The following is a 23,307-nucleotide window of genomic DNA, read 5'->3' on the forward strand; positions in this document are numbered from 1 at the left end:
TAAGGAGGAGGAGCTTAGATGCTTAAAGTTGAGTTTGATGAAGACCGCTGTAAAGGTTGTGAGCTCTGTACGGAGGTCTGTCCGAAACACATTGTTATCATGGCCGAGCATCTGAATGCGATGGGCTATCATCCTGCCATTGTGTTAGAGCAAGAAAAATGTATTTCTTGTGGATTTTGTGCCAGAATGTGCCCGGATGTTGCAATTACTGTACGAAAGGAGGGGGGGAAAGATGACTAAGGTACTTATGAAAGGAAATGAGGCGTTAGCAGAGGCAGCGATTCGCGCCGGTTGCCGCTATTTCTTTGGATATCCCATTACCCCTCAAAATGAAATTCCCCATTATTTTGCGAAACACCTTCCCAAAGTCGGAGGGGTCTTTGTCCAGGCAGAGTCTGAAATAGCAGCGATTAATATGGTTTATGGGGCGGCAGGGTCTGGAGCACGAGTAATGACATCTTCATCAGGACCAGGTATAAGCCTTAAGCAGGAAGGAATCTCCTATCTTGCAGGCGCGGAGCTCCCGTGTGTTATTGTAAACATTCAACGTGGGGGACCGGGGCTTGGCGGTATTCAGCCTGCTCAATCGGACTATTTCCAGGCCGTTAAAGGAGGGGGGCATGGGGATTATAAATTGCTCGTCTTCGCCCCGGCCACCATTCAGGAAATAGTCGATCTTATGGGGAAAGCATTTAAACTAGCCGACGAATACCGTAATCCCGTCATGATCTTAGGGGATGGCATTCTCGGTCAAATGATGGAAGCAGTTGAATTCCCCGAAGAAACAGAAACTTTTGAGCTTGAGAAACCGTGGTCAACTACAGGGGCAAAGGGACGTAGACCTAATTTGATCAACTCTCTATTTCTTGATCCTGTAGAACTAGAAAAGCATAACCTTCATCTTCAGCTTAAATATGATCGTATGGTCAAAGAAGTTCTCTGGGAGAACTATAAAACGGATGATGCAGAACTGGTTTTAGTCGGATACGGAACTTCGGCCAGGATTGCCAAAGCTGTTGTAGATCAAGCAAGAGAGCTAGGAATCAAGGTGGGTTTATTTCGACCGATTTCCTTATTTCCCTTTCCGAAAGATGCACTACAAAAGGCTTGTAAAAATGCTTCTCATGTCCTCACGGTAGAGATGAGCATGGGCCAACTGGTAGAAGATGTTCGCTATAACCTTGAGTTTAAGGTTCCGGTCCACCTATTCAGGCGTGTCGGAGGTGTAATTCCGAACAGCCGCGCAGTTCTTGAAGAAGTTAAACGTTTAATCAATATTAGACAGGGGGATTGAGGCTCATGATAACAGTTTTTGATCGACCTGAATCATTAACCTCGGCAAAAACACACTATTGCCCAGGATGTACTCACGGAATCATTCACCGGATCGTCGCCGAAGTTATAGACGAGTTGGGAGTTAGAGAAGAAACCATTGGCGTATCTCCGGTTGGCTGTTCAGTCCTCGCCTATAACTACTTTAATGTTGATATGCAGCAAGCTGCCCATGGCAGGGCACCGGCTGTAGCCACGGGAATCAAACGAGTCCATCCTCAAAAGATTGTTTTTACGTATCAGGGTGATGGCGATCTTGCTGCCATAGGTACAGCAGAAATTGTTCATGCCGCTGCCCGTGGTGAGAAAATCACAACAATTTTCGTAAATAATGCTATCTATGGCATGACTGGCGGACAAATGGCTCCTACCACACTTCTAAGCCAAGTAAGCACGACTTCTCCCAAAGGAAGAGAAGCCGCTCCCCTAGGGTATCCCCTTAGAGTTGCGGAGATGCTCGCCACTTTAGAAGGGGTTGCTTATATCGCCCGTGTATCTGTGCACAATCCCCAAGAAATTTCCAAAGCCAAAAAAGCGATTAAGACAGCCTTTGAATTTCAAAGGGCAGGCATCGGGTTTACTTTAGTTGAAATCTTATCGACCTGTCCTACAAATTGGGGGTATACACCTAAGGCGTCTTTAAAGTGGTTAGTCGAAAATATGATTCCTGTTTATCCGCTAGGCGTTAAAAAAACGCTGGAAGAGGTGAAGGCCTAATGCTGCAAAAAATTATCTTGGCAGGTTTTGGGGGACAAGGGGTTATGTCCATGGGACAGCTTTTAGCTTATGCTGGCCTTGTAGAAAAGAAACATGTCAGTTGGATACCTTCCTACGGCCCTGAAATGCGTGGCGGAACTGCCAATTGTTCGGTTACGATATCAGATGAAGAGGTAAGTTCTCCGATCATCACCGAACCGGATACCCTGATAGTCCTGAATCGTCCCTCCCTTGAAAAGTTTGAAAAGGATGTCAAACGAGGAGGACGGCTGCTTATTAACTCCTCATTAATCCAGATAGAATCTCAGCGCCAAGATCTTCAAGTACTGAAAATCGATGCTTCTGAAATGGCTCGTGAGATAGGCAATAATCGGGTTTCCAACATGATTATTCTTGGCGCTTTTATCGAGCTGACCCGCTCAGTGACCCTGGAATCAGTGATAGGGGCTTTAAAGCAAGTCTTGCCAGAGTACAGATATAATCTCATCCCCCTCAATCGGCAGGCCCTTGAGAAAGGGATTCAGTTGGCGAAAGGAATCTAAGATCGTTAATAAACACCCGCTTCCATCAAGTGGGTGTTCTGTTTTGCTACTCTGAAAAAAGGAACCCGTAAGCCCCAAAACAGTCTTAGAACCCGTGGACCCGAAAGAAAGGGCAGCTTCGTCCACAGGAGTGAACCCATTGCATGGAGAGGCGATAAAAGCCCACAAGACGGCGCGGGGGAACGGAGCCACAGGTTAACATCAGGTACTACCCGGAGGTTTGGCGGAGTCCCGCGCCGGTGAGGGGGCGAGCCTCGGAGTGCTGCGGTGAGTGGATGTGGCGAAGCTGCCCGACCCAAGGAACACTCGTTTTCATATCTGCTGATGCTGCGACAGCGGTATGGGGGTCTACTCTAAATAATGCATTCCTTAGAAAATATCCGAGGTTCACTTTTCCTGAAATTTCGGTTAGAGTATGGGGTAAGATATCAATAGAGATAGGATATGAAAAGAGGGAATTACATTGGCAGAACATAACCGGCGGGAAGAACGTATTAACAGTGAGGTTGTTTTTGAGGGGCGCATGCTTCGTTTGGAAAAGGATATGGTTCTTTTACCCAATGGACATACATCATTTCGTGAAGTCGTCAGACATCCAGGTGCAGTAGGGATTATTGCAGTCCAGGAGCGGGAGCTGCTCTTAGTTCGACAATACCGTTACGCTGTTGAGCAAGAAACTCTGGAAATACCAGCCGGCAAACTTGACCCTAGAGAATCCCCTTTTGATTGTGCAATAAGAGAACTTCGTGAAGAAACGGGATTTCGGGGAAGGATGGAGCATATCAGCACCTTTTTTACGACCCCTGGATTTACGGATGAAGTGATGCATCTTTTTCTGGCTCGGGATTTGGTCTGGGACCCCCTTACCCCTGACGAGGATGAATTTATTGGAGTTGTACGACTTCCCTGGGATGAGGCTGTGTTCCGTGTGCAGCAGAACAAGTTTAACGATGCTAAAACTATTCTTGGCATATTGCTTGCTCAAGGGCGAGTTTGATGATTTTTGCAGATTTACAGGGAACCTTAAATTTGAATCCGGTGGAGGAGGCCAATTTGGCAGAGTTGTGGACATACTTTCTGCTTCTGTGGAATAAAATTCCATAGGGTGCTATGGAAGGGGTGTTCAGAATGTGGAAACAACTTGGCGAACACATTCGTCAATATTGGGTTATTTATCTCACGCTCTCATGTGTTTATCTGGCTGGTGCGGTTTTTGGAGGTGTTGGCGTCAACGCTTTGGGATGGTCTGAAACGTCTCAACTGGGCAAGTTTTTAGATACACTCTTAAAAAGTCAGCCCACGACCTTTGAACCTGATTTTCTCGGACAGCTGGCTAGAGATATGTTTATAATGATGGCCGGAATTTGGATTTTAGGACTGACAATTATCGGAGCGCCCTTAATCTATCTGATTGTTTTTACCCGGGGATTTATTTTAGGTTTTACTATAAGTTTTATTATTAGTGCCAAAGGAACGTTAGGGATTGCCCTTGTATTGACGACCTTGTTGGTTCCGACGTTATTTGGAGTTCCCTTACTGCTTCTCGGTGCCGGATTGGCAACTATTTTTTCTTTTCTTTTACTTCGTGGGAAAGCCCGAGGAGAATCCTTGGGTAGGGAGTTCCTTTATTATACAGCTGCTGCTGCCTTTGTCTCGATTGGCTCCGTCGCTGTAGGAGTTGCGCAAGGCTATTTTTCGATCCTCGGTTTGCGTCTATTTAAACTTTAAGAGTGTTTGTAAAATAAGTGGAGAGTTTCAAGGCTTGCTATCGGTATAAGAGTTGCATTATAATACAACTATAAAGTCCTAAGTTTGAGATGGAGGTTTAATCATGCTGATTGGAGTACCTAGAGAGAATAAAAACAACGAGAGTCGTGTAGCTATTACCCCTGCAGGTGTCCACGCTTTTACTTTGACCGGAAATCAGGTTTTTGTGGAAAAGTCTGCTGGAGAAGGCAGTGGCATCACAGATCAACAGTACATAGATGCTGGTGCTCAGATCCTTGATTCAGCCGAAGAAGTTTGGAAAGCAGATATGATCATTAAGGTCAAAGAACCAATCCCGGAGGAATATGGGTTTTTCAAAAAAGGACAGATATTATTTACCTATTTGCACCTGGCAAAAGAACCTGAATTGACAAAGGTGCTTATGGAGAAACAAGTAGTGGCTATAGCCTATGAAACTATCCAATTAGACAACGGCTCACTCCCTTTGCTTATTCCAATGAGTGAAGTAGCTGGGCGCATGTCCATTCAAATCGGAGCGCAATTACTGGAGAAACCCAGTGGCGGAAAAGGAGTTTTACTAGGCGGCGTTCCTGGAGTAACTCCTGCGAATGTTACCATCATTGGAGGGGGAATTGTCGGAACGAATGCAGCTAGGATGGCGATTGGCCTTGGTGCAGGAGTTACGATCGTAGAAAAGAATACTCAGCGCCTTCGTGATATTGATGAGATGTTTAATGGTAGAGTAAGGACCTTAGCATCCAACCCCTTTAATATTGCCAATAGTGTTGCTAAAGCCGACCTGCTGGTTGGAGCTGTTCTCATCCCGGGTGCTCGTGCCCCTCACTTAGTAACCGAAGAAATGGTGCAAGCAATGTCTCTCGGAAGTGTCATCATAGATGTTGCCATTGACCAAGGAGGCAGTATTGAAACCGTTGATCGTGTTACAACTCACGATGAGCCTACTTATGTAAAGCATGGAGTCATACATTATGCGGTTCCCAATATTGCCGGAGCAGTCGCCCGAACCTCAACCTATGCCTTAACTAACGTAACCCTTGGTTACGCACTTGAAATAGTCAATAAAGGTTATTTCAAAGCTATTCAAGAAAATCGCTCTCTGCGCAAAGGGGTTAATGTCATTAATGGGAAGCTGACCTATAAAGCAGTTGCAGAATCCTTAAACATTATGTATACTCCATTGGAAGAAGCTTTACTCTAATTCATAAGGTATAGTTCTATCCACAGAAGCAGTTAAATTGAGTGGAACCTGTTAAACTGGGTTCCACTTTTTATTTTACATCCTCTCATCATGACCCAGTGCGTCAACGAGGACTTTTAGACTATGTGCAAGGGTCAACTTTCATAAAGCAGAAACAGGAATATAATGGAATTGAAATATTCCTTGCTGGAGTTAGGAGTGAAGACATTGCATCGTACTGGAGATAAATACGTTCCCATTTATGGTCATTATCCAAATCAAGTGCGTTGGTATCCCATCAATTATCCAGGAGGTTACGAACCTTTATGGTGGGAGCGTTTTGAAAAACAGTTTGAGCCCCGCTGGCTTAAAAGAATGGAGAAAGAGATGGGCTTTCTCCCAGGTAAAGAGCCTTTATGGTGGGAACTCTTTGAAGAACAGTTTGAACCTGATTGGCTACAGCGTCTGGAACGCCGGATGGGAATCCCCCAGCCGTTTAATCCTCGATATGATCTTCCCAGAAAATACTGACAAATTTCGATGTTAAATCAATAAAAGTGAATGCTCTTTGGAAATGGCCGGGACCAAACTTAGATTTGGTCCTTTCTTTTTAGGATATAGACAATCAGGAGGTGCATAGGTTTTAAGGATGGGGGGGAGCGTAATGCTGCCAACAAAACGCTGGGCAGAATTTATTCTTTATCTTGGAAGGGTATTTGTCCTTCTCATTTTACTATCGCTTTTGCTGCCGAAACTGATTGTTATCTGCAATCATTGGATGTCTTCGTTGTTACATAGTAATCAAAAGCCTCATGGTAATCCCTTAAGGGTAGAAACGACAATTCCCAGAGAATTAAAAGGATAGATATCTCGAGCTAAGACAAGGGAAATCCCCTTTCAGTGTAGAAGATAATTAAGAAAGGGGGGAGAGTCATGGCCTCCGAAGAAAAGCTTCTAAAAAAATACTTGACCTTTTTGCATGTGGAGCGGGGGCTTTCTGATAACACAAGGCAGGCGTATGCGAGAGATTTGCAGCAGCTCATGAACTACCTTCAGCAACGAGGTACGAATGTGTCCGAATGTGTTGGCAATGATTTATTTTTGTTTTTGCTGAAATGCAAAGAGAATGGTAAATCTCCTCGTACAATAGCTCGCTGTAACGCTACCATTCGGGGTTTCTTTGCCTTTATGCTTGATGAAGGTCTGCGAAAGGATAATCCAAGTACTTATTTAGTAACTCCAAAGCTAAATCAACCGCTTCCCAAGGTGTTGTCTGAAGTAACAATGGACAAACTATTGCAGGGGGAGGAAGAAGCAGATCTGGCTCTGAGAAATTTAACAATCTTAGAAGTACTATATAGCAGTGGACTGCGGGTTTCTGAGCTCATCAACCTTACAATCTCCGATTTTTCTCTGGATGTAGGGTATGTGCGCTGCATCGGTAAAGGGAATAAGGAGCGGATTGTGCCTTTAGGTGAAGAATCACTAAACAGTTTAAAGCGTTATTTGAATGGACCGCGGGAGAGATTGTGCGGCAAACAAAACAACGATCGTTTATTTATCAATGCCCACGGACGGCCATTGACCAGGCAAGGAGTGACTTACATTCTCAATAAATGGGCAAAGGAGCATCATCTTGAGCAATCCATTTCTCCTCACATGGTTCGTCACAGTTTTGCAACCCATCTCTTAGACCATGGAGCCGATCTGCGTTCGGTTCAAGAAATGTTAGGGCATGCAGATATTGCGACCACTCAGATATATACTCATTTAACACGGAAACGATTACTGGATGTTTTTCAAAGAGCACATCCAAGAGCAGGCGATAAAATTAGGGAGTGAAAGATAGCGTGTCACGGCGAGTTATACTGATTGTCTTAGACAGTGTAGGAATCGGGGAAATGCCGGATTCAAAAAGCTACGGAGATTCGGGAAGCAACACCTTGGCAAATATAGCCCGGCAGAAGGGAGGGCTATATTTGCCTCACCTGCAAAAACTGGGACTGGGTAATATTCATTCCATCGCCGGTGTCCCTCCTGCCCTTTCTCCCGAGGGCTGTTTCGGAAAAATGGCGGAAAAGTCGGCAGGTAAAGATACCACAAGCGGCCATTGGGAAATCGCCGGTCTCATACTTGATAAGGCAATGCCCACATTCCCTCAGGGCTTTCCCGCTGAATTCATAGAGCACTATGAAGCGGCCATAGAACGCCAGGTTATAGGCAACGAAGTTGCCTCGGGAACGGAAATCATCCAAAGGCTGGGAGAAGAGCATGTGCGCACCGGGAGGCCCATCGTCTACACTTCCGCCGATTCGGTTTTTCAGGTAGCGGCCCATGAAGAGATTATTCCCTTGCCTGAGTTAATGCGGATCTGTCAAATTGCACGGGAGATGCTGACCGGTGAGCTGCAGGTGGGGCGGGTTATTGCCAGGCCCTTTTTAGGCAGGCCGGGAGAATTCTACCGTACGTCAAATCGGCATGATTTTGCCCTTGAACCTCCCCGAAAAATATTATTGGAATATATTCGGGAGCAAGGGCTGGAAGTTTGTGCAGTGGGCAAGATAAATGACATTTATGCGGGAAGAGGTGTGACGGATTATTGTCACACTAAAGGAAACATGGAGGGTGTTGATAAAACCCTGGATTATATGGCAAAAGCGGAATCTGGTCTGATTATGACAAACCTAGTTGACTTCGACATGCTTTATGGACATCGCAATGATGTGGCAGGGTATGCCCGAGCCTTAGAGGATTTTGACGCCCGGCTGCCAGAACTTTATGCTGCCCTGGGCTCGGAAGATATGCTGGTCATCACGGCGGATCATGGTTGTGATCCAACCATGCCGGGTACGGATCATTCCAGGGAATACGTTCCTCTTTTGGTCTTTGGACAGGATCTTCAGGGGGGAGTTAATCTGGGCGTTAGATCCACCTTCGCGGATTTGGGTGCCACTGTAGCGGAATATCTAAATACCAAACCCATAAACAATGGGAAAAGTTTTTATAGAGATCTTAAGTAAGGGAGATGATGATTCATGATTTCAGAAAAGGACTATAACAGGAAACTTACTGAGGCACGAAGCTATTTAATGGAAAAAATCTCAACTAAGCCCGAGTTGGGGATTATTTTAGGATCGGGGTTAGGAGCCTTTGCAGAGTTAATTCAGGAAAAAACAGTTATAAGTTATAAAGAGATCCCTCATTTTCCTATCTCAACAGTTGAGGGACATGCCGGACAATTGGTTTTCGGCAAGGTTGAGAATCGTTCAGTTGTTGCTATGCAAGGGCGTTTTCACTATTATGAAGGGTACAACATGCAAGAAGTGACCTTTCCCGTTCGGGTGATGCAAACCTTAGGAGTAGCCGGACTCATTGTCACCAATGCTGCAGGAGGAATCAATCCGGAATTCCGTCCGGGAGATTTGATTTTAATCAAAGATCATCTTAATTTTATGGGAGAAAATCCTTTGCGCGGGGCAAATTTGTCAGATCTGGGTCCTCGCTTTCCAGACTTAAGTGACGGGTATAATACAGAATGGCGGCAAAAGGCTTTAGCGATTACAGAAGATTATGGGATTCGTCCTCAGGAAGGAGTGTACGCTGCCATGAGCGGTCCCAGTTATGAAACTCCTGCAGAAATTCGCCATTTGCATGTGGTTGGTGCCGATATGGTAGGTATGAGTACAGTCCCAGAAGTGATCGTTGCTAATCATGGCGGTATGAAGGTCTTAGGAATTTCTTGTGTAACCAATATGGCAGCCGGAATTTTGCCTCAAAAACTCAGTCATGCAGAAGTTATGGAAACTGCCGAACGAGTGGAAAAGAAATTTGTGGCGTTTGTTCAAGGACTTATGAAAGTGCTCTAGGTTTGGGTTATTTATTGTGATTAGAAAGAGTGATTCACATGCGCATGGTTGATCTTATCGAAAAGAAAAGGGATGGAGCTTCCTTAACCAAGGAAGAAATTCATTTTATTATTGAGGGCTATGTTCGAGAAGAGATTCCCGATTACCAAATGTCAGCTTGGGCTATGGCCGTTTATTTTCGAGGAATGTCCCCTGAGGAAACCGCTGAACTTACCTTAACAATGGCCGAAAGCGGAGAGCAATTAGACCTTTCTGTTCTGGGAGAACGATTCGTAGATAAACACAGCACCGGGGGTGTGGGAGATAAAACAACCCTTTTGTTGGGGCCCATGGTCGCGGCTTGCGGCGTACCTGTGGCAAAAATGTCGGGAAGAGGGCTTGGGCATACGGGAGGAACTATTGATAAGCTTAGCTCAATTCCGGGATTTCGGGTGGAGCTTACTCAGGAAGAATTCTTACGGCAGGTTAAAAAAATAGGCTTGTCTGTCATAGCTCAAACCGGGAACATGGTTCCTGCCGATAAAAAGCTTTATGCTCTGCGTGATGTCACCGGGACAGTAAGTTCTATTCCCTTAATAGCTTCTTCCGTAATGAGCAAGAAGATTGCCGCCGGAGCCCAGGGTATTGTTTTAGATGTTAAATACGGGTCTGGAGCCTTCATGAAAACTATTGAGGATGCTCGGACCTTGGCAAAGACCATGGTGGACATCGGCAATGCTCTGGGAAGACAGACCATTGCCGTATTAAGCAATATGAATCAGCCTCTGGGCAGGGCTGTGGGAAATTGCCTGGAAGTACTTGAGGTCATCGATGCCTTGCAGGGAAAAGGACCTGATGATTTAATGAAGGTTTGCCTGGAACTCGGTTCTTGGATGCTCGTGGCAGGAGGAATAGCTCCAAATGTTGAGACTGGAAAGAAACTCCTGCATGAGAGCATCGAGAGCGGAGCAGCTTGGCAAAAATTCTTGGAGTTTTTGATGGAACAAGGGGGGGACGTTCAAGCAGTTAAAGAAAGACGACTAAAGGTTGCTCCCTGGAGTTTGCCGATTCTTGCTAAGGAATCGGGGTATGTACAATCCTTTGATGCTCATAAAATTGGGCTATTAGCCATGACTCTTGGTGCAGGCAGAATGACTAAAGAAAGTTCCATTGATTTAGGTGCAGGCGTTTACCTTGCTAAAAAAGCTGGAGAATGGGTTGAGGCAGAAGAACCTGTTATACAGCTTTACGGGAGGGACCAAGAGAGGTTGTCAGAAGGAGTTCATTTGGCTCAAGAATTAATATCCATAAGCAGTGAAATTCCGGAGAGACCTCCATTAATTGAAGAGGTTTTACAATAGTGGTTTTTATGTAATTCATAATATCCCCCTCCTTACGTATGCATAGTATAGGTGCAAGTGAGGAGGTGGATTTTTTACAATGGTACGAGAAAAAAAGGTTTACCCTTTGGCCCATGGAATAACCACTCAGGATACGTTTGCTGTACTTGGCGATACTTTAAAATTTATAAAGCATAAACATGCCTGGAAGGTGTGGCGAGTCTTAAAAGACTTTGGCTGTACGGTCTATCCTGTTGCGGATGGTGTAGGTCGGGTAGAAGGCAGTAAAGTCTATGCTAATCTGGCTCAGCTGACAGGCAAAGTAACTGTCATAGTACCCTGTCTCTTGCCGGAAAAACTTAAAACATTAGTTGCAGATGCTTCGTCTGCCGGCTGCACAAAAATTTGGTTTCAAGAACAAACTTGGTCCAAAGATCTTCAGCAAGAATGTGAAAGTGCGGGGATTGAGGTTATTCGGGGATGCGTACTTCGCCATAAAACTTATCCTGGAAAAGTAAGTCTGCGCTATTTAAGTCCTTGTTATTGGCATGGACTAAGGGATGAAAAAGTACCCATAAAACGCTTTGGCAGGTATTAGGAAATTAAAAAGGAGCAGTCTCATAATGAGTGTTCGAGGACATTCATTATGAGACTGCTCCTTTTTAATTTAATGCTTTAATCCAATATAATTTATTATTTCGGGAATAATAAATTCACACTAATTTCATGAGGGGGGACAAAGATGCGCAAAGTATTATCAATGATTTTTGCTGCGGCAATTGTTCTTGGAAACATAGGCTTTACCAATGTACAGCCTGTAATGGGAGTTGAAATCGAGACAGAGGCAGCAAGTGCTGTTCTGATGGACGCAGCTTCAGGACGTATTCTCTATGAGAAAGAGTCCCATAAAGAATTGCCGCCGGCCAGTGTAACTAAAATAATGACCTTATTAATAGCGGCAGAGGCTGTGGATTCCGGCAAAGTAAAATTAACAGATGTTGTAACTGCCAGTGAGAATGCCTGTAAGCTTGGAGGTTCCCAAATTTATCTGGAACCCGGGGAAACCTTTACTCTGGAGCAGATGCTCATAGCCATTGCCGTCGGCTCAGCTAACGATGGCTGTGTTGCCGTTGCTGAACATATCGATGGCACCCATGAGGCTTTTGTGGAAGAGATGAATTGTAAGGCTCAAGAGTTAGGACTGAAGAATACGCATTTTGCCAATGCCTACGGCTTGCCTGCTGAAGGGCATTATACCAGCGCCTATGATTTGGCTGTGATTTCAAGGGAAGCTCTTAAATATCCTCTGATTCGTAAGTTGACGAGTATCAAAGAATATGACTTGCGGGAAGGCAAGTTTAAGCTTTGGAATACCAACAAACTGCTGTGGTGGTATCCTGGAGCCGATGGACTCAAGACAGGATGGACAAATGAAGCTAAATATTGTTTAGCTTCTACTGTGGAAAGAAATGGCTTGCGTTTAATTTGCGTTGTGATGGGAGTCCCCCAAGTCAGAGGACATTTTGCCGAATCAATGAAAATTTACAATTATGGCTTTGCTAAATATGAATTTAAGCAATTTGCTCCGGCTGGGCAAAAGCAGGGCGTGGTGAAAATAAGCAAAGGGGCTGAAAACGAAATTGCTGCTCTAACGGAGAAGGCCTTTGGAGCTACGGTGGAAAAAGGTAAAGACAAAAATTTCTGGGTCGAGACAAAGCTTAACCCAGAAATCAATGCACCTATTGAAAAAGGACAAAAATTAGGAGAGGTTCGTCTCTTTCAGAATGACCAATTACAGGCAAGTGTCAATCTAGTTGCTGATCATACAGTTGCAAGAGCAGGATTCGTTGACCAATTAAACCGTACTATGAAAAGTGTATTTGGTTTTTAAGAGATATTAATCTGTTTCAGAGTCGTCCTGGTCAGAGTGATCATTGATTTTAGATAATTCGCGAATTCTCAGGAGTGCCGCTCGCTCTATACGAGAAATCTGAACTTGCGAGAGATTAAGCAGAGCGGCTATTTCACTTTGAGTCTTATCTTCAAAAAAACGCATAAGGAGAACGCGTTTTTCCCTCTCCGGAAGCTTATCTAAGACTTCATTGAGAGCAATTTTCTCAAACCAGCTGGATTCGGGCCCTTTCTCTTCAGAAAGTTGATCGAGGACGTAGATGGGATCAGAGTCGTCTTGATACAGAGTGTCATAAATAGACGTTGGACTTTGGATGGCTTCAAGGGCTGCCACGATCTCATCTCGGTCAACCCCAATATTTTCGGCAATTTCACCAATGGTTGCTTCCCTGCCTAAAGAAGCTGAAAGTTCATCTCGAGCGCGGTTGACCTTATAAACCAGCTCTTTATAAGAACGGGGAACTTTTACAGGATGATCATCACGGAGGAAGCGGCGTATTTCGCCAATGATCATAGGGACAGCATATGTGGAGAATTTAACGCCATAGCTAAAATCAAATTTGTCAATGGCTTTTATCAAACCGATGGTACCGATCTGGAAGAGATCTTCCATTTCGTAACCCCGATGGGCAAAACGCTGAACCAAGTTAAAGATTAGCTTCAAGTTGCAATTTATCAGTCGTTCGCGTGCTTCGGCATCTCCTTCCTTAGCAGCGTGAAGGTACTCCATCATTTCTTTATCTGTAAGCAAAGGAAAATGGGGGAGGTTCATTTCTGAAAGTCGTTGAATCATAATGCACTCCCCCTTAATGAGAGGAGATGGGTATTTGCTTGAAGTGCTTCTTCATGGTCACCGTTGTTCCCACTTCAAGTTCAGATTCGACTTGAAGCTCGTCCATGAAAGACTGCATGAAGACAAAGCCCAGGCCCATTCGCTCAGGATCCGTACTATAAGCGGGTTGCATCGCTTGTTCAACATTCGAGATTCCACAGCCTTCATCTTTTACTACGATTGTCAGAATACCGTCAGTAGAAATATCCAAATCCAGGTAGACAATATTATTAGGCACATTTTGGTAGCCGTGAATAATTGCATTGGAAACTGCCTCGGAAACGGCTACCTTTAGCTCCTCAATGTCATTGAGGGAAAGATCTAGTTGGCCTCCAACAGATGCAATGAGCAAACGGGCGATACCTACATTTTCTGCAATACTGGAAAATGTAAGGGATATTTGGTTGGATTTCATATTAAGCTCCCCTTCCTTCCTCATAAGCGTGTGCTTCATCGATATAAAAGCTAATAATTTTAGGTAAACCGGATAATTCCATAATTTTGTAAATATGAGGGGGTACATTGGTAATTTTTAATTTCCCGCCCAAGGGAAGCAATTTCTTGTACCTGCCGAGGATTACGCCCAATCCTGAACTGTCGACAAATTGAACATCTTGAAGATTAAGTATTACTGTACGTATTCCTCGCTTCTCAATCTCACTATCGATGGCATGTCGAAGAGTTGAGGCCGTGTGCATATCCAGTTCTCCCTCTATACGCAGAAGCAGGGTTAGTCGTTCTATTTTTTTTTCTAGGTTCAAGACCATTCCCCCTAAACTATATCTGTATTAAGGGTTTCGCTGTTAACCATAATTTTCCTGCTGGGATTTAGGGAATTCCTTGGAAAGCTGTGTCGAAAATGGAATTTTAATTGATTCTCTAAGTTGATAGTATATTTTATCCTTAAATTCCAGATAATAGTAATTATCTGGCAATCTTTAAGAAAGGAGGGTATTGGAATGGCAAATGAAAACATGCAAAAACCATCAATCTCGGTGACACCGGAAGACTATCAGAAACTGTCACAACAATATACACCAAAGCCGACCATTATGAAAAATGTCATTCTTGCCTTTATCGTTGGTGGAATTATCTGTTCCATAGGACAGATTTTCATCAATATATTCAAAACCCTTGGCCTTGCACAAGTTGAAGCATCCACGGCGGCAACCGCAACTATGATTTTCTTAGGTGCTTTATTGACGGGGTTAGGAGTCTACGATCAAATCGGGAAATTTGCAGGTGCGGGTTCCATTGTTCCCGTAACAGGCTTTGCAAATTCTATTGTTGCACCGGCCATGGAATTTCGACGGGAAGGGTATGTCATGGGGGTAGGTGCAAAATTGTTTACAGTTGCCGGACCAGTACTGGTCTATGGTATTGCTACATCCATAGTGGTAGGCGTTGCTTATTATCTCTTACACTTGTGATCCTAACTTTGAATGGGGATGAATTAAAGATGAACTTAAAAAGAGTGGGGAATCAAACAATGGTGTTTGCTAATCCACCGGTTATCTTAGCCTCTTATTCGGTTGTTGGCCCTAAAGAAGGTCAAGGCCCTTTAGGGCAAAGCTTTCATACAGTTTGGGAAGATGGACTTCACGGGGAGAAATCCTGGGAGGTTGCGGAGAGCAAAATGCTTCAAGCGGCGATGCAAGGGGCCATAGATCAAATATCCTTCCCTAAAGAGCAAATCGATTTTATGTTGGCTGGTGATTTACTTAATCAAATTATCTCAGCTAATTATGCTGCCCGTCAATTGGCGCTGCCCTTTATTGGAATATATGGGGCCTGCTCAACGATGGCTCTGGGTATGGCTTTAGGAAGTATGCTAATCGATGGCGGTTTTGCACGCAATGTATTGGTGGGAGCCTCGAGTCATCATGATACGGCAGAGCGCCAATATCGATTACCTACAGAGCAGGGGGCGCAAAGGGCGATGAGTTCACAGTGGACTGTGACAGGAGCGGGTAGTGTCCTTTTGGGACAGTTCGGACAAGGTCCTCGCATCACCTCTGCGACAATTGGCAGAGTGATTGATTATGCAATAAAAGATGTTAACAATATGGGTGCAGCAATGGCTCCGGCAGTTGCAGATACTATTTTAAATCATTTTCTGGATATGCAGCTCAAGCCGGCGGATTATAATCTTATTGCTTCAGGTGATTTGGGCAGAATCGGGTTAGGGTTAGCCTGTGAACTCTTAAAACAAAGCGGTATGGATATAGGGACAAGTTTTACAGATTGTGGAGTTATGATTTACGATGAAAGTCAGGATGTTCATTCAGGAGCAAGCGGCTGCGGCTGTTCAGCGGTTGTTTTTGCCGGAGATATAATGCAAAGGATAAAAGCCGGTGAATTGAAAAAAGTTATGTTGGTAGGCAGCGGCGCCCTTCATAGCCCGACGTCCGCTTTACAAGGAGAATCTATTCCAGGTATTGGTCATGCAGTTGTTATTGAAGGGTGAAAGTGAGGACTTAATATGTTTGAGATGATTATTCCGGCCTTTCTTGTTGGGGGCACAATTTGCGTCATCGGACAACTTTTAATGGATTTAACAAAGCCTTCCTTTACTCCGGCTCATGTACTGGTAACTTTTGTCTCCGGCGGAGCTATCCTTGGGGCCTTGGGAGTCTATGAACCATTAGTTAAAATCGGAGGGGCTGGAGCTTCAATCCCCTTGTCGGGTTTTGGCTATTCGTTAGCGAAAGGGGCAATGGAGGCTGTTCAAAGACGGGGGGTTCTGGGCGCCTTTTCGGGAGGAGTTGAGGCAACAGCGGTAGGAATTGCAACAGCTGTCTTTTTTGGATATCTAATGTCCGTCGCTTTCAAGCCGAAAGGGTAAACTGGCCTATTTAATTTCCTGGAACTTTGGAACAGGACAGGGGGGATTGTATCTATGCACAATAATTCAAGTGAGAAAAACATTCCCGTCAGTAAAAATTATCAAGAGAACGTGGATTATTTAAATAAGGAATTGGGAGTACCGGATAGTTTTGATATTGTGGTTCGGGAAATGTCCATTGGGGGCAAACGTGTTGCCATTTACTCAGTAAATGGCATGGTCAATACGCAAGTTGCCAGCATGATCATCGATGCCTTAATTGATTTAGAGCGATCAGATCTGATTGTCAATGCTTTGGAAAAATTAGTTAAAGGCCGAATTGTAAATTTACAAGTATCTGAAGTTCAGACCATGGATAAAGTCTTTTACTTTATGTTGTCAGGGCCCATGGCGATTTTTGTAGAAGGTCAAGATAAAGCCATCATTGTTGATATACGGACTTATCCGGCACGAACTCCCCAGGAACCGGATATCGAGCGCGTGACAAGAGGAAGCCGTGACGGGTTTACCGAGACATTGGTTATGAATACGGCGTTAATTCGTCGCCGTTTACGAGATCCAAAACTGAGGATGAAATTAGTTCAAGTGGGCGGCCGGTCTAAAACCGATGTTTGTATTGCTTATATTGAAGATATTACGAATTTAGACATGGTCCAAAAGATTCAAAAAGATGTTCAAGGTATAAAAGTTGATGGCATTCCTATGGCTGAGAAAAGCGTTGAGGAGTTTATCTTAGGAAGTAAATTTTGGAATCCTTATCCCCGTGTCCGTTACACGGAACGCCCGGATGTAGCGGCTGTTCATTTGCTAGAAGGATATGTAATCCTGATCGTGGATACATCTCCTTCCGTTATGATTGCCCCGTCTACATTTTGGAGTCATGTTCAGCACGCCGAAGAATATCGCCAGGAACCTGTTGTCGGAGCTTATTTGCGTTGGGTTCGATTTGCGGGGATCTTTGCAGCTCTCTTTCTATTGCCTCTTTGGCTGGGAGCCGCACTTAATCCACAATCTCTGCCGGATTGGCTGGCCTTTATAGGAGTAACCAAGCCTGCCAAAGTATCATTGCTGGTCCAGGTAATCCTGGCTGAGGTGGGTGTGGATTTGCTGCGTTTAGGAACTATTCATACTCCAGGTCCTCTTGGTACAGCGTTAGGTTTGATTGCGGCCTTCATGCTTGGGGATATTGCAGTAAAAGTCGGGCTGTTTACTCCAGAGGTTGTCCTATATATCGCTATCGCTTCAGTGGGCACCTTTGCGACACCGAGCTATGAATTAGGGCTTGCCAACCGTATATCTCGGCTGTTTCTTGTTATCATGACGGGACTCTTTAATTTTATTGGGTTCTGGGTGGGAGTTGCAGCACTATTCTTTCTTTTATGGCGAACAAAATCCTTTGATGTTCCCTACCTCTGGCCGCTTCTGCCCTTTAATTATGATGCTATGAAAAGAATCTTGGTACGTTCCCCTGTGACTCTTAAGAACCAACGACCGGGTATTACCAAACCACAAGATCAAGACCGCCAGCCGCAGGGAAGCGGCAAATAGAATCTGAAAGGATGCCGGCAATCGTGAAAATTGGGTTTCCTCGTGCACTGTATTATTTTGAACACTTTCCTTTTTGGGCAGGGTTTTTCAATTATCTAGATATTGAGGTAGTAACTTCGCCTTCCACCCATCGGCAGATTATGGATGAGGGTTTGAAGAAGGCCAGCGACGAAACCTGTTTGCCTCTTAAACTTCTTGCTGGTCATATTCGATTTTTAAAGAATGTCGATTACATTTTTCTCCCCCGTATCGTTAGTGTTGAGGCAAATACGTATACATGTCCCAAATTTCTGGGTATTCCTGAAAGTGTTCTTCCAGCTGTTCCGGAGGGAATGAACGTTTTGACAGTTACCCTCAATTGGCGAAATGGCAAACGTCAAGTCTTGAAGGAATTGGAGGTCTTAGGTTCACAATTAGGCAAAAGCAAATCTGATGTCCGAAAGGCTTTCAGGGCTGGGTTAGAATGTCAGCATAAGTATCAGGATTCTATGGGGGCAGGATGGGAGTTTGAGAAGAGTCTGCGTGAATCCAACCAGCCTTCAATTATAAAGAAGCCTAAAGATGGCGGGCTTAATCCAGACAAAGAGCGCCTGAGAATTGCTTTAGTTGGGCATTCCTACTTAACCCATGAATCCTATGCCAATCTAAACCTGCTCAATAAGCTTCGTGAGAAAGCTGATGTAGAATTGGTCCAAAATGTTAATTCCGAGGATGTTGAATCGCATTTATCCGAACTGCGGAAGAAAATATTTTGGAGTCATTCTAAACAAATTTTCGGTGCGGGCAAGAAATTTGTACTGGACCAAAAGATTGATGGAATTATCTATCTTACTTGTTTTGGATGTGGGACGGACTCTATGATCCAAGAACTCGTATCTCGAAAAGCAAGAGAAAATCACAAGCCCTATATGGTTGTTACCCTTGATGAACATAGTGGAGAAGCTGGGCTAGTTACAAGATTGGAAGCCTTTTTGGATATGGTTGAAAGGAGGAGGGCCCATGAAGGTTACGTTTCCACATATGGGAAATGCCTGGATCGTGATTCAAACGCTCTTTGAATCTCTTAATATTGATGTCGTGGTTCCCCCATATAACAGTAAACACACTCTCAATTTAGGAACCAAATTATCACCGGAATCCGCCTGTTTACCTCTAAAATTAAACTTAGGCAATTATCTGGAAGCTGCCAATGATGGGGCAGATACTATTGTGATAACTGGGGGGATTGGACCTTGCCGGTTTGGTTATTATGGTGAAGTGGAACGACAGATTCTTCGGGACGCCGGATATGACTATGAAGTAGTCACTCTGGAACCTCCTGATGGAAGTTTAATGGGATTAGCCAAACGTATTCGCTTTTTGGCAGGAACTAAGAATTCCTGGGCAAAAATTATTAAGTCCATGATGTTTGCTTATAAAAAAAGTGTGGCTTTGGATCGAGTGGAGGATTTAATCCATGCAGCCCGACCAAGACTTCCGGACCCCTTAGAAACCGAGAAGTTATATGAAAAAGCCCGGGAACAACTTACCCAGGCAATGAGCGAAAAGGGCATTCAGGATACTGTTCGTTGGCTGCAAGAGAGCATTCGTGAACGTCAAGAAAAGATCCGGCATTCATTAGCTCCTGACCAACCTTTACGCATAGGAATTGTTGGTGAAATTTACACAATTCTTGATCCTTTTAGTTCAGTGGGGATTGAGGAAGAACTGGGACGTCTCGGTGTGGAAGTTGATCGGTCTATCTATCTTTCAGGGTGGGTTGGCAGCCATATTTTTCAAGGGCTGGCCCCAGGTTATCGTTCCATCAGGTCTTATCCCAGATACGCAAAGCCCTTTTTGCCCCATTTTGTGGGAGGGCACGGCCTGGAAACTGTGGGTGCTGCGGTAAAATTTGCCAGGGAAGGCTATGATGGTATTATTCAGCTATTTCCACTGTCCTGCATGCCCGAGATTGTTGCGGCCAGTGTTTTAACTAAAGTTCAGGAAGAGTATAAGGTTCCGATTATGACGCTTATTGTGGATGAGCATACTGGTTATGCAGGGATACAAACACGTTTAGAGGCGTATGTTGATCTGCTGGAAAGGCCGCGTCGCTTGCGCGAAAGAGTACCATCAAGAGAAGGAGTGTTAGGTGTTGGCGGATGATAAATACTTTCTGGGTGTTGACGTTGGATCGGTAAGTACGAATATGGTTTTGCTGGGGTCGGACAATGCCGTGAAAGAAGCACTATATCTTAGAACACAGGGTCGTCCTATGCAAATCATTCAAGAGGGAATAAAACAGTTAAAATCTAAGGTTGGGACGTCTGCTGAAATCATAGGGGTAGGAGCTACGGGCAGCGCTCGTCAGCTTGCGGCTACCTTATTAGGTGCGGATGTTGTCAAAAATGAAATCACAGCTCATGCCGTGGCCGCTTCACGAGTTAACCCTCAGGTCCAGACCATTCTGGAAATTGGCGGGCAAGATTCCAAGATTATTATTCTCCGGGATGGGGTTGTCTCTGATTTTGCGATGAATACCGTATGCGCCGCAGGCACGGGATCCTTCCTTGATCAACAAGCCTCTCGCTTAGGGATCAAGATTGAAGAATTTGGGCCCATGGCCTTAGAAGCCAAAAACCCTGTACGAATTGCGGGACGATGCTCTGTTTTTGCTGAATCAGATATGATTCATAAGCAACAGCTTGGACACTCTCTTCCAGACATCTTGGCAGGGCTATGCCAGGCTATGGTGAGGAACTATCTAAACAATGTGGGTAAAAACAAAGATATACGGGGTCCTATCTTCTTTCAAGGGGGGGTGGCAGCCAACCCGGGGATATGTAAAGCTTTTGAACAAGAGTTGGGTCAGCCTATCATTGTACCGGAAAATTTTGATGTCATGGGTGCTTTAGGAGCAGCCTATTTGGCTCAGGAACAAGTGGGATTACGGCAAAACAGCAGGACCCAGTTCCGTGGTTTAAATATAGGAGAAACTCAGTTTCAAGCTAAAAGTTTTGATTGTACCGGGTGTGCTAATCGGTGCGAAGTTGTCGAAATATCTCAGGATGGAACGAGCCTGGCCCGGTGGGGGGACCGTTGCGGCAAGTGGTCGAATGTTGGAAGAGTGTCCGCTCATCAAACCGGCAGAACAGGCCCCCAGGAAGAACAGCGGGGAGCTTGACCATTGTCATGTTAAAACTTTAAAGGCAGCTGAAGCCTTTCGTGTTATATACCAACAGCAAGTCCATAGCGTTATAAAAGGACGTATGCGCATAAATTAATGCGTTATACGTCCTTTTTGCGGGCGGACTATGACTAGGTCCAGAGCTACCATAATCAGAGTCGCAATTAGAACGATTGTCAAACCTTTTGAAGAAACGGTTGGTGCATAAGAATATGCGGCTGCTGGAAGAGAAGAGAATTGAAGAGGGAAAGATGGAGAATGAGGGAAGGGAAGCTGAGCGGTATAAGGAGAGTTGGGCAAATAGGGTAGCGGAGGTAACGGCAGTAAAGGTGATGGGATACAATTGGAGGTCTGACGTGGATTACCGAAAGAGGTGAGGAAATAATCGTTGATCCTCGGCGCATATGGTTGTCGGGCTGAATAATATGTGGAAGTTGAGCGGGTGCTGTTTTGTCTAAATAGGCAAGGATTTCTTTGAATTGTAGAGAAACGATTGTATCCGTTATTCATACCAGTCTCCCCCCTTTCGATGGATTAAGTTCTTTAAGGTTGGTGCGAAGGTTATGTGTAGGGAGGCTTTACATGGTATTATATGCATTTTTTTACATTGTGCTACATTTTTCAAGGGTGATTGTCTAGATCTCCGAAAAATTGGGTATAAAAGATTTTATCTTTTTTAATAATCTAGGAATATTTCTGAGGAGAATGTTTGATGCTAAAGAAAAAAGATTAGATGGGAGTGGACTCGGATGACGGAAAAAAAGAAACAGATGATAACGCTTTTCCGGGTCATAGGAGCCTATAAAAAATCCATGCTTCTAGGTTTTTTAATAGGTGTTAGTTTAGTGTTGGGCAGCTTTCTCATCAATCAGGTCATTAGCAATGAAAGAATCCCCATAACTCTGGCTAAAGGAGGGACAGAAACCAGACCAATTCTAAATCCTGATCACATTGAGAATAACCAAAATTCTCAGGAAAAAAAATCAATTCAAATTCCGGAAACTGTCAAGGAAAAGGATGACATTGAGGTTGAGGAAAGCAATCATACATATAGTGCTATGCAAAAGCGTTTTACAGTACTCATAGTTGGAGTGGATCAAAGACCGGGTGAAAAATCCTACAGTAACACAGATACTCTCTTAGTGGCCAGTATTAATACGGAAAATGGTAAGGTGAATCTTCTCTCTATCCCTCGGGACACACAAGTTAATATTCCAGGCAGGGGTAAAGAAAAAATAAATGCAGCTGCCCGGCTGGGGAAAGGACTTAAAACCACCCAAGCAATAATAGAGCAACTTATCGCTCAGCCTATTGATGGTTATGTTTTAACCAATTTTGATGGTTTTAAGACAATCATCGATACTTTGGGAGGGATAACTCTTACTGTGGAAAAAAATATGTATTATGTCACGGGAGATGCTAAGGATGGAGTCATTAATCTCAAGAAAGGGACTCAACGTTTGAATGGTGCCCAGGCTTTACAATACGCAAGATTTCGTCAAGATGCTTTAGCGGATATCTCAAGAACTTCTCGTCAGCAAGCCGTTCTAAAAGCTATGGAGCGTGAATTTTTACAAGTCAAAACCCTATCAAAACTACCGGCCCTTATTTCTCAAATGACTAAAGCAGTAGAAACTAATCTGTCCTTCAGTCAATTATGGGCTATAGGTAATGTTTTGCTGCGGGTTAATAATCCGGAAGTTGTTTCTCAGACGCTGCCCGGAAATTTTCTCATTGAAAATGATATAAGCTATTGGAAGGTTGATCCCAAGAAATCAAAGGCCATTGTCAAACGTTTTATAGAAGAGGGAAAGACAAGTTCAGTATTTTTTCAATAAAGGATAGCTTCTCAGCTTCCTCTTGTCATTTCAGATAAAGGGTTATATACTATATAAGATAATTTTTAGTAGGCGAATTATTTGGAGGGTGGACATTGGATAAGCTGCTTGAGAAGTTAAAGGAATACTTGCATATGGAAACGGAAATTTCTTTTGAGGAGTTTTCTGAATACTATCGAAGTTTAATTTCGGAATTGAACCAGAAATTTAGCGATCTGGATAATGATGCTCGGATACAAGCTCTTTATATTTGTTCTATTGTCCAGTCAAATGCGGATGCCAGAGCAAAAGGAAGCAAAAGCAATGCTAAGGCTTTTAAAAAGATGAGCAGCAAATGTGCATTTTGGGCTGATGCCATTAAATACAATTTAGGCAAAAGCGGAATGACACCAGAGGAAATTGAAAAAGCAACAGAGGAAATTAATGCTAATATTTAAATTGAATCGTTAAAAATAACTGGTTTAG

General features: G+C 44.1%; 28 protein-coding genes. 25 read left to right on the plus strand and 3 right to left on the minus strand.

Features of this window, described 5'->3' with window-relative positions:
- Positions 1 to 18: 18 nt before the first annotated feature.
- The 15 genes from DESOR_RS05160 (at position 19) to DESOR_RS05230 (ending at position 12,593) form a co-directional block, all read left to right on the plus strand.
- Entirely contained in the window at positions 19 to 240 is a 222-nt protein-coding gene (locus DESOR_RS05160; protein WP_014183550.1) for a 4Fe-4S binding protein, read from the plus strand.
- Complete coding sequence (locus tag DESOR_RS05165) at positions 233 to 1,294, plus strand: 3-methyl-2-oxobutanoate dehydrogenase subunit VorB (protein WP_014183551.1); 1,062 nt, start codon at positions 233 to 235, stop codon at positions 1,292 to 1,294. The genes DESOR_RS05160 and DESOR_RS05165 overlap by 8 nt, the downstream gene beginning before the upstream one ends.
- Positions 1,295 to 1,299: 5 nt before the next feature.
- On the plus strand, positions 1,300 to 2,049 hold the full coding sequence (locus tag DESOR_RS05170) for a thiamine pyrophosphate-dependent enzyme (RefSeq protein WP_014183552.1): 750 nt from the start codon (positions 1,300 to 1,302) through the stop codon (positions 2,047 to 2,049).
- On the plus strand, positions 2,049 to 2,591 hold the full coding sequence (locus DESOR_RS05175) for a 2-oxoacid:ferredoxin oxidoreductase subunit gamma family protein (RefSeq protein ID WP_014183553.1): 543 nt from the start codon (positions 2,049 to 2,051) through the stop codon (positions 2,589 to 2,591). The genes DESOR_RS05170 and DESOR_RS05175 overlap by 1 nt, the downstream gene beginning before the upstream one ends.
- Before the next feature lie 463 nt (positions 2,592 to 3,054).
- Entirely contained in the window at positions 3,055 to 3,588 is a 534-nt protein-coding gene (locus DESOR_RS05180; RefSeq protein ID WP_014183554.1) for an NUDIX hydrolase, read from the plus strand.
- A gap of 131 nt (positions 3,589 to 3,719) precedes the next feature.
- Positions 3,720 to 4,319: a stage II sporulation protein M gene (locus tag DESOR_RS05185; protein WP_042330839.1), complete on the plus strand. Its 600-nt coding sequence runs from the start codon at positions 3,720 to 3,722 to the stop codon at positions 4,317 to 4,319.
- Between the two features lie 103 nt (positions 4,320 to 4,422).
- A complete protein-coding gene (ald, locus tag DESOR_RS05190; RefSeq protein ID WP_014183557.1) occupies positions 4,423 to 5,538 on the plus strand; it encodes an alanine dehydrogenase in 1,116 nt (371 codons plus the stop codon).
- Positions 5,539 to 5,703: 165 nt separating this feature from the next.
- A complete protein-coding gene (locus tag DESOR_RS05195; protein WP_014183558.1) occupies positions 5,704 to 6,048 on the plus strand; it encodes a hypothetical protein in 345 nt (114 codons plus the stop codon).
- Positions 6,049 to 6,181: 133 nt separating this feature from the next.
- Positions 6,182 to 6,382: a hypothetical protein gene (locus tag DESOR_RS05200; RefSeq protein ID WP_014183559.1), complete on the plus strand. Its 201-nt coding sequence runs from the start codon at positions 6,182 to 6,184 to the stop codon at positions 6,380 to 6,382.
- A 68-nt stretch (positions 6,383 to 6,450) separates the two neighbouring features.
- Entirely contained in the window at positions 6,451 to 7,359 is a 909-nt protein-coding gene (xerD, locus tag DESOR_RS05205) for a site-specific tyrosine recombinase XerD (RefSeq protein ID WP_014183560.1), read from the plus strand.
- 8 nt (positions 7,360 to 7,367) lie between these two features.
- Positions 7,368 to 8,537 (plus strand): phosphopentomutase, encoded by a 1,170-nt coding sequence (locus DESOR_RS05210; RefSeq protein ID WP_014183561.1) that lies wholly within the window; start codon positions 7,368 to 7,370, stop codon positions 8,535 to 8,537.
- Between the two features lie 15 nt (positions 8,538 to 8,552).
- Positions 8,553 to 9,383 carry a purine-nucleoside phosphorylase gene (locus DESOR_RS05215; protein ID WP_014183562.1) on the plus strand — a complete coding sequence of 277 codons (831 nt, stop codon included), beginning with the start codon at positions 8,553 to 8,555 and terminating at the stop codon, positions 9,381 to 9,383.
- A 38-nt stretch (positions 9,384 to 9,421) separates the two neighbouring features.
- Entirely contained in the window at positions 9,422 to 10,723 is a 1,302-nt protein-coding gene (locus DESOR_RS05220) for a pyrimidine-nucleoside phosphorylase (protein WP_014183563.1), read from the plus strand.
- Between the two features lie 79 nt (positions 10,724 to 10,802).
- On the plus strand, positions 10,803 to 11,300 hold the full coding sequence (locus tag DESOR_RS05225) for a CoA-binding protein (protein ID WP_014183564.1): 498 nt from the start codon (positions 10,803 to 10,805) through the stop codon (positions 11,298 to 11,300).
- Positions 11,301 to 11,444: 144 nt separating this feature from the next.
- Entirely contained in the window at positions 11,445 to 12,593 is a 1,149-nt protein-coding gene (locus DESOR_RS05230; protein ID WP_014183565.1) for a D-alanyl-D-alanine carboxypeptidase family protein, read from the plus strand.
- A gap of 6 nt (positions 12,594 to 12,599) precedes the next feature.
- On the opposite strand, the gene sigF is transcribed toward DESOR_RS05230, so the two are convergent.
- Genes sigF through spoIIAA form a run of 3 tightly spaced genes read right to left on the minus strand, consistent with a single transcriptional unit; the run spans position 12,600 to position 14,206 of the window.
- A complete protein-coding gene (sigF, locus tag DESOR_RS05235; protein WP_014183566.1) occupies positions 12,600 to 13,406 on the minus strand; it encodes an RNA polymerase sporulation sigma factor SigF in 807 nt (268 codons plus the stop codon).
- A 13-nt stretch (positions 13,407 to 13,419) separates the two neighbouring features.
- A complete protein-coding gene (gene spoIIAB, locus DESOR_RS05240; protein WP_014183567.1) occupies positions 13,420 to 13,860 on the minus strand; it encodes an anti-sigma F factor in 441 nt (146 codons plus the stop codon).
- A 1-nt stretch (position 13,861) separates the two neighbouring features.
- Positions 13,862 to 14,206: an anti-sigma F factor antagonist gene (spoIIAA, locus tag DESOR_RS05245; RefSeq protein ID WP_014183568.1), complete on the minus strand. Its 345-nt coding sequence runs from the start codon at positions 14,204 to 14,206 to the stop codon at positions 13,862 to 13,864.
- A gap of 198 nt (positions 14,207 to 14,404) precedes the next feature.
- On the opposite strand from spoIIAA, the gene spoVAC reads away from it, so the two are divergent.
- From spoVAC to DESOR_RS05290, 10 genes are all read left to right on the plus strand, one after another.
- Complete coding sequence (gene spoVAC / locus DESOR_RS05250) at positions 14,405 to 14,875, plus strand: stage V sporulation protein AC (RefSeq protein WP_014183569.1); 471 nt, start codon at positions 14,405 to 14,407, stop codon at positions 14,873 to 14,875.
- A 29-nt stretch (positions 14,876 to 14,904) separates the two neighbouring features.
- Positions 14,905 to 15,912 (plus strand): stage V sporulation protein AD, encoded by a 1,008-nt coding sequence (gene spoVAD, locus DESOR_RS05255; RefSeq protein WP_042330842.1) that lies wholly within the window; start codon positions 14,905 to 14,907, stop codon positions 15,910 to 15,912.
- A 15-nt stretch (positions 15,913 to 15,927) separates the two neighbouring features.
- Complete coding sequence (spoVAE, locus tag DESOR_RS05260) at positions 15,928 to 16,290, plus strand: stage V sporulation protein AE (RefSeq protein WP_014183571.1); 363 nt, start codon at positions 15,928 to 15,930, stop codon at positions 16,288 to 16,290.
- A 54-nt stretch (positions 16,291 to 16,344) separates the two neighbouring features.
- Entirely contained in the window at positions 16,345 to 17,838 is a 1,494-nt protein-coding gene (locus DESOR_RS05265; RefSeq protein ID WP_014183572.1) for a spore germination protein, read from the plus strand.
- 23 nt (positions 17,839 to 17,861) lie between these two features.
- Positions 17,862 to 18,896 (plus strand): acyl-CoA dehydratase activase-related protein, encoded by a 1,035-nt coding sequence (locus tag DESOR_RS05270; protein WP_014183573.1) that lies wholly within the window; start codon positions 17,862 to 17,864, stop codon positions 18,894 to 18,896.
- The gene (locus tag DESOR_RS05275; RefSeq protein WP_014183574.1) at positions 18,838 to 19,983 is read left to right on the plus strand and encodes an acyl-CoA dehydratase activase-related protein; all 1,146 of its coding nucleotides are present in this window, start codon (positions 18,838 to 18,840) and stop codon (positions 19,981 to 19,983) included. Before DESOR_RS05270 ends, DESOR_RS05275 begins: the two co-directional genes overlap by 59 nt.
- Complete coding sequence (locus DESOR_RS05280; RefSeq protein ID WP_242832457.1) at positions 19,973 to 21,001, plus strand: acyl-CoA dehydratase activase; 1,029 nt, start codon at positions 19,973 to 19,975, stop codon at positions 20,999 to 21,001. Before DESOR_RS05275 ends, DESOR_RS05280 begins: the two co-directional genes overlap by 11 nt.
- 215 nt (positions 21,002 to 21,216) lie before the next feature.
- Positions 21,217 to 21,381: a hypothetical protein gene (locus tag DESOR_RS29255; RefSeq protein WP_158309009.1), complete on the plus strand. Its 165-nt coding sequence runs from the start codon at positions 21,217 to 21,219 to the stop codon at positions 21,379 to 21,381.
- A gap of 372 nt (positions 21,382 to 21,753) precedes the next feature.
- Positions 21,754 to 22,842, plus strand: coding sequence for an LCP family protein (locus tag DESOR_RS05285; RefSeq protein WP_014183577.1), 1,089 nt, complete (start codon positions 21,754 to 21,756; stop codon positions 22,840 to 22,842).
- Between the two features lie 95 nt (positions 22,843 to 22,937).
- A complete protein-coding gene (locus DESOR_RS05290) occupies positions 22,938 to 23,279 on the plus strand; it encodes a hypothetical protein (protein ID WP_014183578.1) in 342 nt (113 codons plus the stop codon).
- Positions 23,280 to 23,307: the final 28 nt, after the last annotated feature.

Source organism: Desulfosporosinus orientis DSM 765 (assembly GCF_000235605.1).
Taxonomy (GTDB): domain Bacteria; phylum Bacillota; class Desulfitobacteriia; order Desulfitobacteriales; family Desulfitobacteriaceae; genus Desulfosporosinus; species Desulfosporosinus orientis.

What these genes read in the sequence shown, in the direction of transcription:
- DESOR_RS05185 (WP_042330839.1), top strand. Translation starts at nt 3,720, where the DNA reads ATGTGGAAACAACTTGGCGAACACATTCGTCAATATTGGGTTATTTAT.
- DESOR_RS05220 (WP_014183563.1), top strand. Translation starts at nt 9,422, where the DNA reads ATGCGCATGGTTGATCTTATCGAAAAGAAAAGGGATGGAGCTTCCTTA.
- DESOR_RS05200 (WP_014183559.1), top strand. Translation starts at nt 6,182, where the DNA reads ATGCTGCCAACAAAACGCTGGGCAGAATTTATTCTTTATCTTGGAAGG.
- DESOR_RS05275 (WP_014183574.1), top strand. Translation starts at nt 18,838, where the DNA reads ATGAAGGTTACGTTTCCACATATGGGAAATGCCTGGATCGTGATTCAA.
- DESOR_RS05160 (WP_014183550.1), top strand. Translation starts at nt 19, where the DNA reads ATGCTTAAAGTTGAGTTTGATGAAGACCGCTGTAAAGGTTGTGAGCTC.
- spoVAC (WP_014183569.1), top strand. Translation starts at nt 14,405, where the DNA reads ATGGCAAATGAAAACATGCAAAAACCATCAATCTCGGTGACACCGGAA.
- sigF (WP_014183566.1), bottom strand. Translation starts at nt 13,406, where the DNA reads ATGATTCAACGACTTTCAGAAATGAACCTCCCCCATTTTCCTTTGCTT.
- DESOR_RS05195 (WP_014183558.1), top strand. Translation starts at nt 5,704, where the DNA reads ATGGAATTGAAATATTCCTTGCTGGAGTTAGGAGTGAAGACATTGCAT.
- DESOR_RS05225 (WP_014183564.1), top strand. Translation starts at nt 10,803, where the DNA reads ATGGTACGAGAAAAAAAGGTTTACCCTTTGGCCCATGGAATAACCACT.
- DESOR_RS05265 (WP_014183572.1), top strand. Translation starts at nt 16,345, where the DNA reads ATGCACAATAATTCAAGTGAGAAAAACATTCCCGTCAGTAAAAATTAT.
- DESOR_RS05230 (WP_014183565.1), top strand. Translation starts at nt 11,445, where the DNA reads ATGCGCAAAGTATTATCAATGATTTTTGCTGCGGCAATTGTTCTTGGA.
- DESOR_RS05215 (WP_014183562.1), top strand. Translation starts at nt 8,553, where the DNA reads ATGATTTCAGAAAAGGACTATAACAGGAAACTTACTGAGGCACGAAGC.
- spoVAD (WP_042330842.1), top strand. Translation starts at nt 14,905, where the DNA reads ATGAACTTAAAAAGAGTGGGGAATCAAACAATGGTGTTTGCTAATCCA.
- DESOR_RS05165 (WP_014183551.1), top strand. Translation starts at nt 233, where the DNA reads ATGACTAAGGTACTTATGAAAGGAAATGAGGCGTTAGCAGAGGCAGCG.
- DESOR_RS29255 (WP_158309009.1), top strand. Translation starts at nt 21,217, where the DNA reads ATGCGGCTGCTGGAAGAGAAGAGAATTGAAGAGGGAAAGATGGAGAAT.
- spoVAE (WP_014183571.1), top strand. Translation starts at nt 15,928, where the DNA reads ATGTTTGAGATGATTATTCCGGCCTTTCTTGTTGGGGGCACAATTTGC.
- xerD (WP_014183560.1), top strand. Translation starts at nt 6,451, where the DNA reads ATGGCCTCCGAAGAAAAGCTTCTAAAAAAATACTTGACCTTTTTGCAT.
- DESOR_RS05175 (WP_014183553.1), top strand. Translation starts at nt 2,049, where the DNA reads ATGCTGCAAAAAATTATCTTGGCAGGTTTTGGGGGACAAGGGGTTATG.
- DESOR_RS05170 (WP_014183552.1), top strand. Translation starts at nt 1,300, where the DNA reads ATGATAACAGTTTTTGATCGACCTGAATCATTAACCTCGGCAAAAACA.
- ald (WP_014183557.1), top strand. Translation starts at nt 4,423, where the DNA reads ATGCTGATTGGAGTACCTAGAGAGAATAAAAACAACGAGAGTCGTGTA.
- DESOR_RS05285 (WP_014183577.1), top strand. Translation starts at nt 21,754, where the DNA reads ATGACGGAAAAAAAGAAACAGATGATAACGCTTTTCCGGGTCATAGGA.
- spoIIAB (WP_014183567.1), bottom strand. Translation starts at nt 13,860, where the DNA reads ATGAAATCCAACCAAATATCCCTTACATTTTCCAGTATTGCAGAAAAT.